Genomic DNA, 16,954 nt, shown 5'->3' with positions numbered 1-16,954 from the left:
CCGGCTCCTACTTTTTCGTTGCGCCGTCCAGCTCCTGCATGACGGCCCGTGCGCTCTGACGCAGCACTTCGGTACCGGAGTCGGACGTGAGCAGGATCGTGGAGTCCTTGTCCTCGTGGACCCAGGTCACCTGGGAGTCCTTCGCCAGGGCCTTCCAGGAGGTCCCGTCCACGTCGACGGTGCCCGCGGACGTGGCGTCCCCTGTCATCTGGGCGATCCATCCGGGGGTCGCGTCGCCGGTTTGACGGACCTCGACGAAGCCCTCCTCGTCGGTGACATAGCCGAAGTCCCAGTAGTCGATCATGTCCGCGGTGCCGGCGGTCCACCGGGCGAAGTTCGGGTACCAGCCCTCGGGCATGGTGGGGGAGACGGGAGTGAAGTCGGCCGTCTGGCCCGCCTGCGAGGCCACCGCCGAGACGTTCACGTCGGGTTTGAACTGTTCGGCGTTGCTGGGGGGATTCAGCAAGACGACGGGCACGGCGACCGCGACGGTGAGCAGCACGGAAATGACCATGCCCTTCAGCGATTGGTTGGCTCGCTTGGCCTGGGCAGGCGTCAGCACCGGTGTCACCGGCGCCTCGTCGGTCTCTGGATCCTTCTGGGGTGCTTCACTCACCCCTCCATTGTCCCCGATTTTCCTCCAGTGCCGTGACGGGGTGTCGGTCATCACCCCGCCATGGAGCGATCCACCCGATAAGGTGGGAGGTGTTGCCCCTGGCATCCACACCCACTCGACGACGAGGAAAACCGTGACAGAAGCCACTAATTTTGCCCACCTGTCCCCCCGACTGTCCGTTGGCGACGCCGAACCGGACCGCAACCTGGCGCTGGAACTGGTGCGCGTGACGGAAGCTGCGGCCATCGCCGCCAGCCCCTGGGTTGGATTCGGCGACAAGAACTCGGCCGACGGCGCAGCCGTCGACGCCATGCGTTCGCTGCTCTCCACGGTGTCCGTCAGCGGCACCGTCGTCATCGGCGAGGGCGAGAAGGACGAGGCGCCGATGCTCTTCAACGGCGAGCAGGTCGGTGACGGCACCGGTCCCGAGGTCGACGTCGCCGTCGACCCGATCGACGGCACCCGGCTGACAGCGCTGGGCATCAACAACTCGGTCGCCGTGCTGGCCATGGCGGAACGCGGATCCATGTTCGACCCCTCGGCGGTGTTCTACATGGAGAAGCTCGTCACCGGACCGGAGGCCGCCGAACTGGTGGACCTGCGCCTGCCCGTGAAGCAGAACCTGTACCTGATCGCCAAGGCGAAGAACAAGCCGATCAACCAGATCACCGTCTGCGTGCTCGACCGCGAGCGGCACACGAAGCTGGTCCAGGAGATCCGCGAGGCCGGTGCGCGCACCAAGTTCATCATGGACGGCGACGTCGCAGGCGCCATCGCCGCAACCCGCGAGGGATCCGGAGTGGACGCGCTCATGGGCATCGGCGGCACCCCCGAGGGCATCGTCACCGCCTGCGCCATCCGCGCGTTGGGTGGGGTCATCCAGGGCCGGTTGTGGCCCACCGATGACGCCGAGAAGCAGAAGGCGCTCGACGCCGGACACGACCTGGACCGGGTGTTGACCACCAACGACCTGGTCACCAGCGACAACTGCTACTTCGCGATGACGGCCATCACCGACGGCGACCTGCTGCGCGGCGTGCGCTACAAGAACGACAAGATCTACACGCACTCCATCGTCATGCGCTCGAAGTCCGGCACCATCCGCACGGTCGAGGGCGAGCACCAGTCACGCAAGTGGGAGCCCTACACCCGCTGATCCGTACCAGAATCACTAGTGCACGACGACGGCGCCTCCCCTCGGGGAGGCGCCGTTGCCGTTGGCTCGGGGCCGGGGGATCGGCGGCCCTAGCTGCGCTCTGACGTGGTGACGGCGAAGGCCAGGACGGGGGCACCGCCCTGATGCCGGGCGATCACCGGTGCCTCGTTGGCCGGGATGAACACCGAGTCCCCGCGCGCCAGCAGCAGGTCCCCCTGGGGCGAATCCAGCAGCACTTCACCGGCAACACAGACCACGGTCACCGGCCCCTGCTGCGACACCGCGACATCGTCGTCGGCCATGGTCTTCTCGCCCGGGAAGGCGATGCGCTGGAGCTGGAACTCGTCGAAGGGCGGCCGGTAGAGTTCCTGGCCCAGCGGACCCTCCTCGGGCTCGAGGTAGGGAACCCCGAGACTGGTGAAGTCGACGGTGTCCATGAGTTCGGGAAGATCGATGTGCTTGCCGGTCAGCCCGCCGCGCAACACGTTGTCCGAACTGGCCATCACCTCCACGCCAAGCCCGCGCAGGTACGCGTGGATGTTCCCCGCGGGCAGGTAGACCGCCTGTCCCGGTTGCAGGGTCAGGTGGTTGAGCATGAGGGAGACCAGGACGCCCGGGTCGCCGGGATGAAACCCCGCCAGGGAGGCAAGTTCGGCGAGGCCCGGGTCCTGGACCGCGTGTCGGCCGCAGGACACGGCTTCGGCGGCCAGGGCGACCAGCTGGACGACGGCGGTCCCGCCGGAGAGCAGGTCGGTGAAGGCCCCGCGCAGGTCGTCCTGGGCCAGCGTGGCCGCCGTGCGCCGGGCGGCGGCGGCCGCCTGCCCGCCCTCATCCGACAGGTCGGGGTCGGACTCGATCGTGTCGGCCAGCCAGCCAAACAGCGCCGCGGTCGCGGAGGCCTCGCGGAACCCGCACAGGGCGGAGAACTCGGTGAGCGGAAAGATGATTTCCGGTTTGTGGTTGTCGTCCTTGTAGTTGCGGTGCGGTGCGGAACGATCGACCCCTGCGGACTCCTCGGCGGCAAACCCATTGCGTGCCTGGTCCAGTGTGGGGTGCACTTGCAGCGACAGCGGCTGGTCGGCTGCGAGGATCTTCGTCAGGAACGGCAGCCGGCCGTAGCGCCCGGCGGTGTCCTGCCCGAGGAAGCGGGCAGGATCGGAGGCCACGAGCGCATCGAGGGGGGTCGTCCCGGGCTGGTCGGGGTGGCTGGCCTCCGAGGGGGAATCGGGGTGCGCGCCAATCCACATCTCGGCGGCCGGTCCGCCGGTGGCCGCCAGGCCGAGGAGCTCGGGTATCGCGGTTCTCGACCCCCACGGATAGTCCCTCACGGTGTTGCTCAGGCGGTACATGCGGCTCCTTCGGGTCTGCGTGGTTGCGGGCGCTACCCCCAATCTAGGCCAGAGGACGTCGGCCCGCAGCGGCCGCCGGATGGCCGGCGCGTGCCTGGGGCCACGGACGGGGAACGGGGGAGCGTCCGCCGAGCGTGGCACGGGCCGGCGTCCGGAAGGTTAACCCCGCTGTCCCTGTCGGGAAACGATGGGTGCCGGCCGTCAACGCGCGTCGCGTCCGCCGGCACCGCGTGCGCCCCCTACGGTGCCTGGCACTCGTTGTTGTTCGCCGCGATCTCCGAGATCAGGGTCCGCTGTCCGTTGAGCTCGAGCTGGACCAGGTACTTCTCCGTGATCGGGGAACCGTCAGGTTGCGTGACGGGCACCGAGTTCGGGTTGGACCCGGGCTCGATCTCCTCCTGGGTCATCGATCCGGCATCCGTGGCGGACTTCGTGGCAGCGTTGGTCGGGTCCGATCCCTGGGAGGAGTCCCCGGCGGACTTTTTGGCCGCCGCCTTGGAGGCCGCGGCTGCCTTCTTCGACTTCTCAGCGGCCGCGGCGCCTTCTTTCGTGGCCTCCTGCAGCAAGGCATCGACGCGTGTGCGGATCAGGCCGAAGTCGGGGAACGTGGAGAACTTCGTGCTGAAGTCCGGAGCCCCCAGCGTCAGCCGCTTGAACGGGGTCTTGCGCGCCTTGTTGGCCAGGTTGATGAAGCTGCCGAGCTGGGCTTGCGGGATGTCGGTCTCCACGAGGTCCTCGCCCGCCGACATGATGCCGGAGAACTTGGTCAGCACCGTCGATGGCTTGAACTGGTTGATCATGGCCTGCTGCAGGCACTGCTGCCGGCGAATGCGGTGGTAGTCGGTGGTGAAGTCCCGCGAGCGGGCGAACCAGAGGGCCTGCTTGCCGGTGAACTGGTGTTCCCCGGGGGAGAACCAGTGGGTCCGGATATCGGTTCCCGGCCACTTCTTGGCGTTGTAGGGAACCCAGCCGCCCGAATCGACGGTCACCCCGCCCATGGCGTCGATGAAGGAGGAGAACCCTCCCATGTCCACGACGACGTAGGACTGCACCTTCACCCCGGTGATCCCGGTGACGGCGTCCATCATGGCCTCGGCTCCGGGGTTCTTCTTGCCCGGATACAAGTCGGCGTATTTCTCCTCCACCACCGGGTACAGCGAGTTGATGATGCATTCGTCTCCGCAGTTGTAGCCGGCGGGGAAGACCTTGCGCAGCGGGGAGTCAGCGGGGAAGGGGGCGTTTTGCAGGTTGCGGGGGATGGAGATCAGCGCGGTGCGTCCGGATTTGGCGTCGATGCTCACCAGCGTCATCGAGTCGGGGCGCAGGCCCACCCGGTCGGCCCCGGCGTCGCCGCCCATCAGCAGGATGTTGTAGCGGCCATCCACCGGGTCCATCGAGGGGCCGGAGGCGAAGACGTTCTGGATGGTGTCGCGCCCGGTGTTCAACACGAACGAGCCGTACCCCAGGGCACCACCGGTGATGACCATCAGCACAACGGTGCAGGCGGCGACGATGCCCCGCATGCCCGGTGCCAGCAGGCCGGGCCTGATGATGACCAGCGTGTTGATGAACATCAGGACCCACCCGATGGCCAGGACGGCCAGGACGATGGCCAGGACCAGTTGGACGATCGGGCGCGCCAGCACCTCGATGACCAGGCCCTGGTTGACCAGGGCGACCACGAGGGCGACCACCAGAACCGCCCAACAGGTCAGGGTGACCGCCAGGACGCGCCGGCCCAGGGTGCGGTTTCCGGCGACGACCTGGGCGCCGCCGGGGATGAAAACGGTCAGCGCCAGCAGGAAGAAGGCGCGCTTGGTGCGGGTCTTCGCTGAGGCCTGTTCCGGATCGCGGACGGGGTTGTGCCTGCGGGCATCTGTGAGGTTGTGTTCGGCCATGGATCAGGAACCCTGGCCCAACTCGTCGGCAACGCGTTGGCGCAGCCGGGCGCCCTTGTCCGAGGCCTGGTGGCGCAGGTCGGCAGCGAAATCGACGAGCCCGGACCGCAGTCGGCGGGCCAATTCGTCGGTGCCGCTGGCCAGGGTGCGGACGGCCAGCAGGCCGGCATTGCGGGCGCCGCCGATCGAGACCGTGGCCACCGGAACCCCGGCGGGCATCTGCACGATCGAAAGCAGCGAATCCATGCCGTCGAGGGTCTTCAACGGGACGGGCACCCCGATCACCGGCAGGGGGGTGACGGCCGCGAGCATGCCGGGCAGGTGGGCCGCGCCGCCGGCTCCGGCGATGATGACGCGGATCCCGCGTTCATGGGCCTCCTTGCCGTAGGCGATCATGTCCTCGGGCATGCGGTGGGCGGAGACGACGTCGGCTTCGAAGGGGATGTCGAATTCGGCCAGTGCCTCTGCGGCCAGGCGCATCACGGGCCAGTCGGAATCGGATCCCATGACGACGCCGACCAGGGGCTGCGGGGTGCTCATCGGGGCGGGGCTCCTTTGCTGGCTGCGTCCGGCGTGGCGCCGTCGCGGATGATGGTCGCCGCCTGCGAGGCTGCATGGCGGACGTCGTCCACTGTCTGGCCGGGGGTGCCCAGGACATTGACGTGCCCGATCTTCCGACCCGGGCGCACCGACTTTCCGTAGGCATGGACCTTGGCGCGGGGCTGCGCGGCCAGGGCAGCGGGGAAGGCGGAATAGAGGTCGGCGTTGGCGCCTCCGAGGAAGTTCTTCATCACGGTGACCTCCGCGAGTGCCGAGGTATCACCCAACGGCAGATCCAGGACGGCGCGCAGATGTTGTTCGAACTGGCTGGTCACCGAACCATTCATGGTCCAGTGGCCCGTGTTGTGTGGCCGCATGGCCAATTCGTTGATGACGAAGCCCGGGCCGCGCCCCGGGGTCTCGAAGAGTTCCGCGGCCATGACCCCGGTCACCGCGAATTCGGTGGCGATGTGCTGGGCGGCGTCGGCGGCGGCCTGTGCGGCCAAGGGATCGAGCCCGGGGGCCGGGGCAATGACCTCGTCGCAGACACCATCGACCTGGATGGTGTGGACCACCGGCCAGCTGCGCGTCTGCCCGGAGGGGGTGCGTGCGACCAGGGCCGAGAGCTCACGGCTGAAGTCGACCTTCTCCTCGGCCAGCAGGGTGCTCCCGTCGGCGAACCAGTCGGCGCAGTTCCGGGCGTCGTCGGCGGTATCGAGCATGCGCACTCCCTTGCCGTCGTATCCACCACGGGGTGTCTTCAGGACCACCGGCCAGCCGATGGAGTGGCCGAAGGCGATGAGTTCGTCCACCGAGGCCACGCCGGCCCAGGAGGGGTTGGGGAGCCCGAGCCGTTCGATGGCCGCGCGCATGACCAGCTTGTCCTGGGCATGGATCAGCGCCGCCGGCCGCGGCTGGACATTGACGCCCTCCTCGATGAGCACCTGCAGATGCTCGTTGGGGACGTGCTCATGGTCGAAGGTCAGCACGTCGACCCCTGCAGCGAACTGGCGCAGCGTGGCCAGATCGCGGTAGTCACCGACGGGGGCTTCGGACACGGCTGCCACGGCCGAGACGTCCGCGGCCTCGGCCAGGACGCGCAGGTGGAAGCCGAGATTCGTTGCCTCGGGGGCCATCATTCGGGCAAGTTGGCCGCCGCCGACCACGCCAATCACAGGAAAATTCACCCCTTCAGGGTACCGAACCAGGGGCCGTCGCCCGGGCGCGACGGGGCCCGAGCCGGGCATTTGTCAGGAAACTTTGAGGCGCTGGCGATAGAATGAAGGGCTGGCTGCGTCGTGTGGCATACCGCGCCGGCACCTGCGGGGCCCTGTCGTCCAGGGTTTTTGCCCGCCCCAAACACTGTCAGTGGAGGAACATGCTCAACGCGATTGCGGAAAAATGCCGCGGCCTATTCACCATGCTGTGGCGGGAGGTCATGAAGTTCGGCGTCGTCGGTGGTGTCGCCTTCATCATCGACACCGCAATCTTCCTCTGGATGATGAACGGCCCGATGCACGGCTCGGAGGTCAAGGCGAAGATCGTCGCCGGCATGGTCGCGACGATGTTCTCCTGGGTGGCCAACCGCTATTGGACGTTCCGCCATCGCCGTCGTGCCTCCGTGGTGCGGGAGCTGATCCTGTTCATCATCATGAACGGCATCGGCCTGTTCATCGCCGCCGCCTGTGTGTGGGTGACCAAATACTGGATCGGGTTGACCGATTCAACGAGCCTGTTCATCGCCGGATCCGTCGTCGGCCTGGTGTTGGGCACGATCTTCCGCTTCTTCGCCTACCGGTTCTGGGTGTTCACCGAAGAGCTTGACGCCGAGCCCGGCTTCGACCACGACCATGAGCTGCTCGGCCCGGGTGCCCCGCACGCCACCCCGGTTCCCGGAACCGGCGACCAGGACGGGGACCCGGCAGGCACCGGGCGCCCGTAACGGCGGGGCCTCAGGGCCGCCGGAGGACGCGTTCGTCGTCGAGGATCCGCTGCGTCGCGGTGGCGCCGGCGCCCAGCAGGACCAGGGGAGACGTTCCGTTCCACTGCTGGATGGCAACGCGTAGCGCCACCGAATAGTCGGCGCCCGGGCCCAGCAGGGCGGTTCCCTCGGCGGCATCAACGCCGAAGAGCCCGGAGTAGTCCAGCGCCTCGGATCCGTCCACCACGGTCAGGGCCGGTGCCGTCGACGGCACGGGATCGGCGAGGAAATAGTCACCGAATCCGCGGACCTCGCTGGCGTAGTCCAGCGCGCCGGAGGGCAGCGCCCCGGGGAACGAAAGCGCCAGGGCCCCCAGTGCCACCGCCATGATCTCGGCCTGCGGATGGGCCTCGGCGGCAGCCAGCGGATCATCGGTGACCACCAGATCAGGTTCACCCGCGGAACCCGCGGAACCCGCCGGGGCGGTGGAGGGCACCAGGATCTCGGCCCCGGTGGCCAGCACGGCGAAGCCGATGGCCAGTGACTTCCAATGTGCCGGGACGTCGACGAGGACCCGGGTGCCGGGGCCGGCGTCGTACTCCTCGCTGAGCAGGTTGGCTGACTTGGCCACCCAGTTGTCGAACACGTGGCCGCTCAGCTCCACACGTTCGCCGGGATCGCCGTACCAGGTCAGCAGGGGAGCGGCCGAGCCGCGGTGCCGGGCGAGCAGCCGTTCCGTAAAATCTAACGAATCGGTATCGGTGGCCATGGGTGGGTTCCTCTCGAAACTGTGAAAACGCTGATAATCCGCGGGAGTGCCGGACACGCCCGTCGGGGCCGATGCCAGCCGGGCGTGTTGCGGCATGAAATGGGTCGCATCCGTGGCTAGAATCCCCCACTCCACTTGACTGGCGTGAGTTACACCATTGTAATTAGATGGCGAAGCGGCTTTTTCCAGACTACGGATGAAGTCGTGGCCCACACGACCAGGTGACGGACCGACGGACACAACACGTCCCGAGGAACGGTGTGGGGCTGCCACGAGACACAGTCAACCAGCGGAAGGGCTCACATCATGGGGAACGCAGAGCGCATTCACGATCCCAGCCACGCCGAACAGGCCTCCACCCGGTACGGCTCCCGCGGAGTCCCCGCCGATTGGTTCCTTGACCCTGCAGACGACGCGGCGGCCGAGAACTACCGCGCCAGCGGGCTGGACCTGGAGGACCGGGCCACCGCCTTCCTCGCGGCGCATGCCACCGGTGCCGACGCGCCCACCGCCCTGCTGGCCCCCGTTCCGGACCTTCCCGTGGAACGCCCGGCCCAGGCGCCCGCCGAAGTGGACCCGCAGCAGCAGCTGTGGCTCGGCATGCCCGGATTCCCCGGTGCCGAGGACGAAGGCGAACTCGGATGGCAGACCGAGGCCCTGTGCGCCCAGACCGATCCCGAGGCCTTCTTCCCGGAAAAGGGAGGATCCACCCGCGACGCCAAAAAGGTCTGCGGCGCCTGCAACGTCCGTTCCGAATGTCTGGAATACGCACTGTCCAATGACGAGCGCTTCGGCATCTGGGGCGGGCTCTCCGAGCGCGAGCGCCGCCGGCTGAGGAAGCGAGCGGTCTGATTCACTCGCAAGTACGCGTCACGGCCGTCCTCGTCGCCCACGATGGGGAACGCTTTCTTCCGGCGACCCTGCAGGCACTGGCGAACCAGACCCGGCCGGTGGACCACTTCATCGGCGTTGACGCGGGTTCCCAGGACGACTCCGCCCGGATCCTCGCCGAGGCACTCCCCGCCGGCAGCCCCCTGGTCAAGGCCCGCCCACGCGGCTTTGGCGCATCCGTGCGCGCCGGGCTCACCGGTGCCGATGCGCTGCCACGCCGGGCTGGGGACCGCACGACGACGGAGAACCTCCCGCAGGTCCAGGCGGAGATCCAGGACTGGATCTGGCTGATCCACGACGACTCGGCACCCGATGCCGGGGCGTTGGCTGCCCTCCTGGAAGCCGTCGAAACGGCGCCAGCCGTCACCATTGCCGGCTGCAAGCAACTCGACCGCGACAGTCCACGACGCCTGGTCGATGTCGGCCTGGGCGTCAGCCGGTGGGGCGAACGCCTGACGATGATCGACGTCGACGAACTCGACCAGGGCCAGTACGACTCCCGCTCGGACCGGTTCGCCGTCAATTCCGCCGGCCTGCTGGTGCGGCGCGACGTCTGGGAGGAGCTCGGTGGCTTCGACCCCGCGCTGCCCGGACTCGGCGACGACCTGGATTTGTGCTGGCGCAACCGCCTCGCGGGGAACCGCGTGGTCGTCGTTCCCGCAGCGAAGATGTACCACGCGGCCGACACCGTCCGCTCCGTGGCCGGCCCGCTGGCCGGCCGCCGGGCCGAGGTCTACCTCCGGCTGAAGCACACCGCCGCCTGGAAGGTCCCCTTCGTCGCCATCGGCGCCATTTTCGGTGCCCTCCTCCGGCTCATCGGCTCCCTGCTGGCCAAGGACCCCGCCTTCGGGTTCGGCCAGCTCAGCAGCACGCTGGCCGCCGTGTTCTCCCCGGTGGCCCTGCGCGCCTCCCGACGCGGCGCCCGGCGCACCCGTACCGTCTCCCGGTCGATCGTGCGGCCATTGATGGTGCCACGACGTGAAGTCTGGGCCCATCGGCGCAACCTGCTCCAGGCCACGGGCACCAGCAGCGTGCACGGCGACGGGTCCGGTGGCGTCTCCGAGGCGTCCAACCCCTCCGGGGACAACTCGGATGACTTCGCAGCCATCGCCGCCCCGAACCGCACCAGCGCCTCCGTCAGCGCCGTCATCGCCATTCTGGTCGCCGCCGTCCTGGCCCTGCTGGGGCTGCGCACCCTCTTCGGAGCCGGGGCGCTGGCCGGTGGCTCGATGCTCCCGGTCTCGGACACCCTGGGGGGCATCTGGGGACATGCCACCGGCTGGTGGCAGGACGTCGGCACCGGATGGCCCGGCCACGGCGACCCGTTCGATGCCGTCCTGGGCCTGTTGGCCCTGCTGGGCTTCGGGGCACCAAACACCGCGATGGTCGTGCTGTACCTGGCCGCCATGCCATTGGCCGCCCTCTTCGCCTGGTGCGCGGTGGGCACCATCACCGCCAGCCGGACGGCACGGATGCTCGGCGCCATCATCTGGTCCCTGGCACCTGCCCTTCAGGTCGCCCTCGGATCAGGCCGGCCCGGTGCCATCGTGGTGCACGTGCTGCTCCCTTTGGTCGCCCTGGGCATGATCCGTGCCGTCGGCGGCGGACGACCGCGTGCCGAACAGCATGCCGTCCCCACTCCGGATGCCGCCTCATCGAAGGCGGGATTGCACGGCGTCCCCTCCTGGACCGCTGCCGCCGGTGCCTCGCTGGCCCTGGCCGCCGTGACAGCTGCCGCCCCGGTCCTGCTGGTGCCCGCCGTGCTGGTGGTCATCGTCTTCGCCGTTCCGCTGCGCGCCCGGGCCCGCACGCTGTGGTGGACACCCGTTCCCGCGCTGGTCCTGGCCCTGGGTTCGGTGCCGGCCGCGCTGGTGAATCCGCGCGTGCTGCTGGCCGACCCCGGGGTCCTGCAGCCCTTCGAAGCGGCCCCGCTGTGGCAGCAGGCCCTGGGCTTCCCGGTGGCCTTCGACCCGCTGGCCGGAGCCAACGGCCTGGGATGGGCCGGGGACCTGCTGCCCGGCCCGTGGGCCCTGGTGGCGGCCCTGGTCGTCGGCGCCCCCGTGCTGCTGCTGGCCCTGGTCGGGCTCCTGCGGCGTGGGCGACGCGGCTCGATCATCCGGGCGGCCTGGATCGCCGGCCTGCTGGCCCTGGCGGCCGGCTTTGCCGTGCAGGCCATCCCGTTCGGGCTGGCCGCCGGTGAACCCGTCACCCCCTTCACCGGCCCCTTCGTCTCGGTCTTCGCCCTGGCCGTCCTGCTGGCTGCCGTCGGCGGTCTCGACTGGATGCGCAGCATCCGCCACGCGGGTTCGACCCGCCTGCGCGCCGTGGTCGCACCTGCCTTTGCCGCGTCCGTCGTCCTGGTCCTGGCGTCGGCCACCGTCGCCGGGACGCTCTGGCTCGTCCCGCGCACCGTCGACGCGGGCCAGGAAGCCGACGCCGGCCGCACCGACTTCGGCCTCGGCCAGAGCGTGGTCCCCGCCCCGGCGCGGACCCTGCCGGCCACTGCCGCGGACCGCGGAACGTCCCCGTTGCAGGACCGCACCCTGGTGCTGGCCCCGGAGGGCGAAACCGGCGGCATGAGCGCCACCCTGATGACCGGCGCCGGCATGGGCCTGGACCAGCTCTCGGCCGTCTCGGCCGCCTCGCGACTCGGCGGCAGCCTCACGGATCCGCAGGTCACCGGGGACGGGGAGGCCGCCACGGCACTGCGCCGCGTCGTGGCGATCCTGGCCAGTGGCCAGTCCATCGACCCGCGCGAGGACCTCGCCCGCTTCGGCGTCAGCTTCGTGGTCCTGCAGGCACCGCGTGAATCCACCGTCGCGGCGGGCCGGCTCGACGGCGTCCCGGGCCTGGCCCCCGTCGGATACACCGATTCCGGCTGGTTGTGGCGGGTGGCCCCCGCGGAAAAGATCGCGTCGGCCGACAACCCCACTGACTCCACCGCACGGGTCCGCCTGCTGGACAAGTCGGGCACGACGACGGCGCTCTTCGGCTCCTCCGCCGGCCAGGTCACCCGGGAAAAGGTTCCCAACGGAGCCCCGGGCCGCACCGTGGTGGTGGCCGCCCAGGCCGATCCAGGCTGGCACGCCACCTACGACGGCAAGGCCCTGAAGGCCACCACCAACGGCTGGGCGCAGGCCTTCGAGCTCCCCGCCGCCGCCGGCGACCTGAGCATCCGCTACACCAGCCCGTATGCGCTGCCCCTGCGGATCCTGGTCATCCTGGTCTTCGCGATCGCGGTGCTGCTGGTCATCCCCATCCCCGCCAGCCGCCGGTTCGCGACCCGACGCGTCGAGGAGTTCAGGACCACCGGCAGCGCCGAATCGGTGCGCGACATCGACGAGACCAACAACGAGTACCTGGACGATGAGGACGACGGCGACGCCGTCCCCCGGCGCGGTCCGGAACCCGAGGAGCAGCGACCATGACCCGTCCCCGTCCCGCCCGCCGCGGCCGCGCCGCCGCCGTATCCCTGGGTGCCCTCCTGATCGTGGCGACCGGCGGCGGCATCGCCGCTGGATCGCTCAACGGTTCCCCGACCGGACCGGACGCGGTGGCGGTGCCCCAGGTCGGCGTCCCGGCCAGCGACTTCATCGCCCAGTGCCCGGCCACGGCCCGCCTCGTCGAAGGCGCCGCGGACCAGGGCACCGACCCCGCTTTTGCCCCCGACTCGGAATCGGCGTCCACCACGATCCGCGCCGCCATCCTGGGCGACGCCGCCAAGCGTCTGCCCGGTGCCCGGCTGCAGCAGCTGGACGGATCCACGGTGCGCACCCTGGCCGACCGGTTGCCCACGGAAGCCGCCGAGCAGGAGAAATCCACCAATGACAACGGCTTCACCGGACGCGAGGCCCGCACCGCCTCGGGCGTCCGGGAGACCGGAGCCACCGTCTTGCGCGTCCAGCCGCTGGGTGGGCAGCAGTCCACCGCCGGCGCCGTGCGCAGCTACGTCGCGGCAGATGGCGACCTGGCCGGCCTGGCGGCGGCCACCTGCCAGGCGCCGTCCAGCGAGCAGTGGCTGACCGGCGCCTCCACGACGGTCGGCAGCACCGCCCTGCTGACCCTGGCCAACCCGTCGGCAACGCCCTCCACCGTGGATCTGGACCTCTTCGGGGCCAAGGGCCGCATCGAGGCCGGAAACACGCGCGGCATCGTCATTGCCCCGGGCCAATCCACCTCGATCGTCCTGGCTGGCCTGGCCGCGGGGGAGAAGTCACTGTCCGTCAAGGCGACCTCCACGGGCGCCCCGGTCACCGCGGTCATCCAGCAAAGCGTGTTGCGGGGCCTGACGCCCGGGGGAGTGGACTACATCGGTCCGGCAGCCGCTCCCGGCGAACGCCAGGTCGTCCCGGGCGTAGACATCCAGGCTCCAAAGACCCAGAAGGACATCACCTCGCAGAAGGGCTATGGGGATGCTGCCCCGACGTTGTCGCTGACCGTCCCCGGGACGGCCGACCAGCGGGTCAAGGTCCGCCTCGTCGGCCCGAAGGGCGAGGTGCCGTTGCCCAGCGACGGGCAGTACACCGCTGCCGCCGGGGCCACGACCTCCGTCGCGCTGACCGGCGTCCCCGCGGGAACCTACACGGCAGTCGTCGACTCGGAGGAACCCGTCGCCGCCTCCGTGAAGGTGACCCGGGGGACCAAGGCCAAGGAACGCACCGATGCTGCCTGGACCGGCGCCGCACGGCGGCTGGGCGGGGAACACCTCGTGGCCCTGCCCCAGGGTGCCGCATCGAACCTGGTGCTCTCGGCGCCCGACGGGCAGGCCAGCGTCGAACTGCGCCCCATCGATTCCCACGGTGTGGTGGGCAAGCCGACCACCGTGAAGGTCTCGGCCGGCACCACTGCGGTGCGCAAGCTCGACTCGCTGGGCGATGACGTCGTCGCGCTGACCCTCAGCGCCAGTGGGGATCCCGTCTACGGCAGCCTCCTGGCCACCCGGGGCTCCACCGACATCTCGTCGCTGGCACTGCCGCCGGCCACGCAGGGCCCGCGCGCCGTGCCCGTGGACCTGCGCTACTGAGCGGGCCGGTGTCCTACCGGTCCTCGTCCCAGGGCCGGTAGTCCGGGTCGATTTCCTCCGGGGTGCGGGCCAGCAGCTCGGCCACTTGCTCGACCACCGCCAGGTGCACCAGTTCGGGGAGCATCACCTCGGGGCCCGCCAGCTGTTCGACGACCCGGCGGTAGATGACCACCCGGGCCGGGCGGTGCGGTGTCGCCCCCAGTGATCGTCCCAGTGGGATCGGCGTGCCGGCGCCCTCGGCCGTGTCCAGCGACCGGGTGCTGGGCAACAACTCCACGGTGAACAGCATGGCCGCGATGGGTTGGCCCCACAACACCTCGATCCGCTCGGCCGACTCGGCGACCAGGTCCTCGAAGCGTTCGGCGCGGGTGCGTGAGCCGGGGAGCCCCGGGGGCATCACGTCCCCGCGCAGGCCACGACCGTGGCGGTTGCGCCGTCGCCGGGCGAAGGGACGGCCGCGCCCGGCTGCGCCGCTCCGGACAGCGGTCCGGGGCGGGACGGGGGACCCGTCGAACCCCATGCTGAAACCTTCGGCCATGGAGCCGAGCCTACCGAAGTCCGGGCCCCGTGGCCGACGGGAAACGATTCCCGCCATGCCCGCCCGCCTGGGCCGTCGCCGGCACCCCGAGGGGTAAGCTGTTTTCTCGTGGGATCCCTTCGACTTTGTTCACGCTCCGCCTGCCGCCAGTCGGCCATCGCGACGCTGACGTATGTCTATGCCGACTCCACCGCAGTGCTGGGACCGCTGGCAACCTACCCGGAACCGCATTGTTACGACTTGTGTGGCGAACACGCCCAGCGCCTGACGGTGCCGCGTGGGTGGCAGGTGCTCCGCCTCGAGCTGCCGGATTCACCCCGCTTGGCACCGGACGAACTCTCGGCCCTGGCCGACGCCGTCGCCGAACCGCGCGGCGCCGCCCAGCACCGGGCCGAGACCACCGTGGAACCGGAGGCCGGCAGTTCGCCGTCGTCCTCTGCCCGGAATGCACCCCAGCCCATGGCACCTCCGGCTGACGCCGAGGGCGGGCGCGGATCGCTGCGCATTCTGCGCGAGCCCCGCTGAGCCCATAAACTGGGCGCATGGCCCATATTTCACCTGAACTACTCGGGATCCTGCGCTGCCCGGTGACCGGATCGACGCTTGAATTGGACGGCGACGAACTCGTCGCGACCACCCCCGACGCCACCGGCACCGCCCCGCGCTACAGCCTGACCGAAGGCATCCCCGTCATGCTGCGTCCCGCCGACGTCGCCACCGCCCCAGCACAGGAGACCCCCACAGCATGAGCTTCGACTACAAGATCGCCGACATCTCCCTCCACGAGGCCGGCCGCCACCAGATCCGCCTGGCCGAGCACGAGATGCCCGGCCTGATGTCACTGCGCGCCGAATTCGGCGACTCCCAGCCGCTCGCCGGCGCCCGCATCGCCGGCTCCCTGCACATGACGGTGCAGACTGCGGTGCTCATCGAGACGCTGACCGCCCTGGGCGCCGAGGTCCGCTGGGCCTCCTGCAACATCTTCTCCACCCAGGACGAGGCAGCAGCGGCCATCGTGGTCGGCACCGGCACCCCCGAGGCCCCGGCCGGTGTTCCCGTGTTCGCGTGGAAGAACGAGTCGCTCGAGGACTACTGGTGGACCGCCGAGCAGATCCTCACCTGGCCCGGCGCCGACGCCAACCCGGAGCTGGGCCCGAACATGATCCTGGACGACGGCGGGGATGCCACCATGCTGGTGCACCTCGGCGTGGACTTCGAGGCCGCAGGCGCGGTCCCGGACGCCACGGACGAGGACAGCCACGAGTACACGATCGTGCTGCAGACCCTGCGCAACGCCCTGGGACGAGACCCGCAGAAGTTCACCCGGATCGCCGCCGGCATCCGCGGGGTCACCGAGGAGACCACCACGGGCGTGCACCGCCTGTACCAGCTGGCCGAGGCCGGTACGTTGCTCTTCCCGGCCATCAACGTCAACGACTCGGTCACCAAGTCCAAGTTCGACAACAAGTACGGCATCCGCCACTCCCTGCCCGATGGCATCAACCGCGCCACCGACGTGCTCATCGGCGGCAAGGTCGCCGTGGTCTGCGGCTACGGCGACGTGGGCAAGGGCGCCGCCGAGGCGCTGCGCGGCCAGGGCGCCCGCGTGATCGTCACCGAGATCGACCCGATCTGCGCGCTGCAGGCTGCCATGGACGGCTACCAGGTCGCCCGGCTCGAATCGGTCATTGGCCAGGGCGACATCTTCATCACCACCACCGGCGGGCAGGGCATCATCATGGCTCACCACATGGAGGCGATGAAGGACAAGGCGATCGTGGGCAACGTCGGGCACTTCGACGACGAGATCGACATGGCGGGCCTCGCCGCCGTGCCGGGCATCGAAAAGGTCGAGATCAAGCCGCAGGTCCACGAATGGGTCTTCGACGCCGGCACCGACGCGGCACACTCGATCATCGTGCTCTCCGAGGGCCGCCTGCTTAACCTGGGCAACGCCACCGGGCACCCCAGCTTCGTCATGTCCAACTCGTTCGCCAACCAGACCATCGGGCAGATCGAGCTGTTCACCAAACACGGGAAGCAGAACGACGCCGGCACGGGCCCCGCGTACGAGAAGCAGGTCTATGTCCTGCCCAAGATCCTCGATGAGAAGGTCGCCCGGCTGCACCTGGACGCCCTGGGCATCGAACTCACCGAACTGAGCCGGTCACAGGCGGACTACCTCGGACTGGATCCGGCCGGCCCGTACAAGCCGGACCACTACCGGTACTAGGCGGCACGTCGGCCGGCACC

At 69.7% G+C, this 16,954-nt stretch carries 15 protein-coding genes; 8 read left to right on the top strand and 7 right to left on the bottom strand.

Annotated elements, in window-relative coordinates:
- Window positions 1-7: 7 nt before the first annotated feature.
- Entirely contained in the window at window positions 8-616 is a 609-nt protein-coding gene (locus tag ACN0TP_RS04185; RefSeq protein WP_417217030.1) for a DUF4245 domain-containing protein, read from the bottom strand.
- Window positions 617-749: 133 nt separating this feature from the next.
- Here ACN0TP_RS04185 and glpX point away from each other — a divergent pair, with 133 nt between their 5' ends.
- Window positions 750-1,772: a class II fructose-bisphosphatase gene (gene glpX / locus ACN0TP_RS04180; protein WP_417217028.1), complete on the top strand. Its 1,023-nt coding sequence runs from the start codon at window positions 750-752 to the stop codon at window positions 1,770-1,772.
- Window positions 1,773-1,861: 89 nt separating this feature from the next.
- Here glpX and manA read toward each other — a convergent pair whose 3' ends face one another.
- The 4 genes from manA to ACN0TP_RS04160 all read right to left on the bottom strand — a co-directional run bounded on the left by manA (window position 1,862) and on the right by ACN0TP_RS04160 (window position 6,746).
- Window positions 1,862-3,121, bottom strand: a complete 1,260-nt coding sequence (gene manA, locus ACN0TP_RS04175) for a mannose-6-phosphate isomerase, class I (RefSeq protein ID WP_417217026.1) — start codon at window positions 3,119-3,121, stop codon at window positions 1,862-1,864.
- Between the two features lie 239 nt (window positions 3,122-3,360).
- Complete coding sequence (locus tag ACN0TP_RS04170; protein WP_417217023.1) at window positions 3,361-5,019, bottom strand: LCP family protein; 1,659 nt, start codon at window positions 5,017-5,019, stop codon at window positions 3,361-3,363.
- A gap of 3 nt (window positions 5,020-5,022) precedes the next feature.
- Complete coding sequence (gene purE / locus ACN0TP_RS04165; RefSeq protein WP_417217021.1) at window positions 5,023-5,559, bottom strand: 5-(carboxyamino)imidazole ribonucleotide mutase; 537 nt, start codon at window positions 5,557-5,559, stop codon at window positions 5,023-5,025.
- Window positions 5,556-6,746 carry a 5-(carboxyamino)imidazole ribonucleotide synthase gene (locus ACN0TP_RS04160; RefSeq protein WP_417217019.1) on the bottom strand — a complete coding sequence of 397 codons (1,191 nt, stop codon included), beginning with the start codon at window positions 6,744-6,746 and terminating at the stop codon, window positions 5,556-5,558. The genes purE and ACN0TP_RS04160 overlap by 4 nt, the downstream gene beginning before the upstream one ends.
- A 191-nt stretch (window positions 6,747-6,937) precedes the next feature.
- Between ACN0TP_RS04160 and ACN0TP_RS04155 the strand changes: the two genes are divergently transcribed.
- Complete coding sequence (locus ACN0TP_RS04155) at window positions 6,938-7,501, top strand: GtrA family protein (protein WP_417217016.1); 564 nt, start codon at window positions 6,938-6,940, stop codon at window positions 7,499-7,501.
- A 10-nt stretch (window positions 7,502-7,511) separates the two neighbouring features.
- Here the strand turns inward: ACN0TP_RS04155 and ACN0TP_RS04150 are convergent, their stop codons facing one another.
- Complete coding sequence (locus ACN0TP_RS04150) at window positions 7,512-8,249, bottom strand: TIGR03089 family protein (RefSeq protein ID WP_417217014.1); 738 nt, start codon at window positions 8,247-8,249, stop codon at window positions 7,512-7,514.
- Between the two features lie 306 nt (window positions 8,250-8,555).
- Between ACN0TP_RS04150 and ACN0TP_RS04145 the strand changes: the two genes are divergently transcribed.
- The 3 genes from ACN0TP_RS04145 to ACN0TP_RS04135 are packed head-to-tail and all read left to right on the top strand — an operon-like array spanning window position 8,556 to window position 14,163.
- A complete protein-coding gene (locus tag ACN0TP_RS04145) occupies window positions 8,556-9,101 on the top strand; it encodes a WhiB family transcriptional regulator (protein WP_417217011.1) in 546 nt (181 codons plus the stop codon).
- On the top strand, window positions 9,047-12,568 hold the full coding sequence (locus ACN0TP_RS04140; RefSeq protein WP_417217488.1) for a glycosyltransferase: 3,522 nt from the start codon (window positions 9,047-9,049) through the stop codon (window positions 12,566-12,568). The genes ACN0TP_RS04145 and ACN0TP_RS04140 overlap by 55 nt, the downstream gene beginning before the upstream one ends.
- Entirely contained in the window at window positions 12,565-14,163 is a 1,599-nt protein-coding gene (locus ACN0TP_RS04135) for a DUF5719 family protein (RefSeq protein WP_417217008.1), read from the top strand. The genes ACN0TP_RS04140 and ACN0TP_RS04135 overlap by 4 nt, the downstream gene beginning before the upstream one ends.
- A 13-nt stretch (window positions 14,164-14,176) precedes the next feature.
- Here ACN0TP_RS04135 and ACN0TP_RS04130 read toward each other — a convergent pair whose 3' ends face one another.
- Window positions 14,177-14,701: a metallopeptidase family protein gene (locus ACN0TP_RS04130; protein WP_417217005.1), complete on the bottom strand. Its 525-nt coding sequence runs from the start codon at window positions 14,699-14,701 to the stop codon at window positions 14,177-14,179.
- 108 nt (window positions 14,702-14,809) lie between these two features.
- On the opposite strand from ACN0TP_RS04130, the gene ACN0TP_RS04125 reads away from it, so the two are divergent.
- The 3 genes from ACN0TP_RS04125 to ahcY are packed head-to-tail and all read left to right on the top strand — an operon-like array spanning window position 14,810 to window position 16,934.
- Entirely contained in the window at window positions 14,810-15,226 is a 417-nt protein-coding gene (locus tag ACN0TP_RS04125; protein ID WP_417217003.1) for a DUF3499 domain-containing protein, read from the top strand.
- 17 nt (window positions 15,227-15,243) lie between these two features.
- On the top strand, window positions 15,244-15,450 hold the full coding sequence (locus ACN0TP_RS04120) for a Trm112 family protein (RefSeq protein WP_417217001.1): 207 nt from the start codon (window positions 15,244-15,246) through the stop codon (window positions 15,448-15,450).
- Window positions 15,447-16,934 (top strand): adenosylhomocysteinase, encoded by a 1,488-nt coding sequence (gene ahcY, locus ACN0TP_RS04115; protein ID WP_417216998.1) that lies wholly within the window; start codon window positions 15,447-15,449, stop codon window positions 16,932-16,934. Before ACN0TP_RS04120 ends, ahcY begins: the two co-directional genes overlap by 4 nt.
- Window positions 16,935-16,954: the final 20 nt, after the last annotated feature.

It is taken from the genome of Arthrobacter sp. (assembly GCF_048266065.1).
Taxonomy (GTDB): domain Bacteria; phylum Actinomycetota; class Actinomycetes; order Actinomycetales; family Micrococcaceae; genus Arthrobacter_H.
This window is presented reverse-complemented; position numbering and strand designations above follow the sequence as displayed.

What these genes read in the sequence shown, in the direction of transcription:
- ACN0TP_RS04170 (WP_417217023.1), bottom strand. Translation starts at nt 5,019, where the DNA reads ATGGCCGAACACAACCTCACAGATGCCCGCAGGCACAACCCCGTCCGC.
- ACN0TP_RS04145 (WP_417217011.1), top strand. Translation starts at nt 8,556, where the DNA reads ATGGGGAACGCAGAGCGCATTCACGATCCCAGCCACGCCGAACAGGCC.
- manA (WP_417217026.1), bottom strand. Translation starts at nt 3,121, where the DNA reads ATGTACCGCCTGAGCAACACCGTGAGGGACTATCCGTGGGGGTCGAGA.
- ACN0TP_RS04135 (WP_417217008.1), top strand. Translation starts at nt 12,565, where the DNA reads ATGACCCGTCCCCGTCCCGCCCGCCGCGGCCGCGCCGCCGCCGTATCC.
- purE (WP_417217021.1), bottom strand. Translation starts at nt 5,559, where the DNA reads ATGAGCACCCCGCAGCCCCTGGTCGGCGTCGTCATGGGATCCGATTCC.
- ACN0TP_RS04155 (WP_417217016.1), top strand. Translation starts at nt 6,938, where the DNA reads ATGCTCAACGCGATTGCGGAAAAATGCCGCGGCCTATTCACCATGCTG.
- ACN0TP_RS04150 (WP_417217014.1), bottom strand. Translation starts at nt 8,249, where the DNA reads ATGGCCACCGATACCGATTCGTTAGATTTTACGGAACGGCTGCTCGCC.
- ACN0TP_RS04120 (WP_417217001.1), top strand. Translation starts at nt 15,244, where the DNA reads ATGGCCCATATTTCACCTGAACTACTCGGGATCCTGCGCTGCCCGGTG.
- ACN0TP_RS04130 (WP_417217005.1), bottom strand. Translation starts at nt 14,701, where the DNA reads ATGGCCGAAGGTTTCAGCATGGGGTTCGACGGGTCCCCCGTCCCGCCC.
- ahcY (WP_417216998.1), top strand. Translation starts at nt 15,447, where the DNA reads ATGAGCTTCGACTACAAGATCGCCGACATCTCCCTCCACGAGGCCGGC.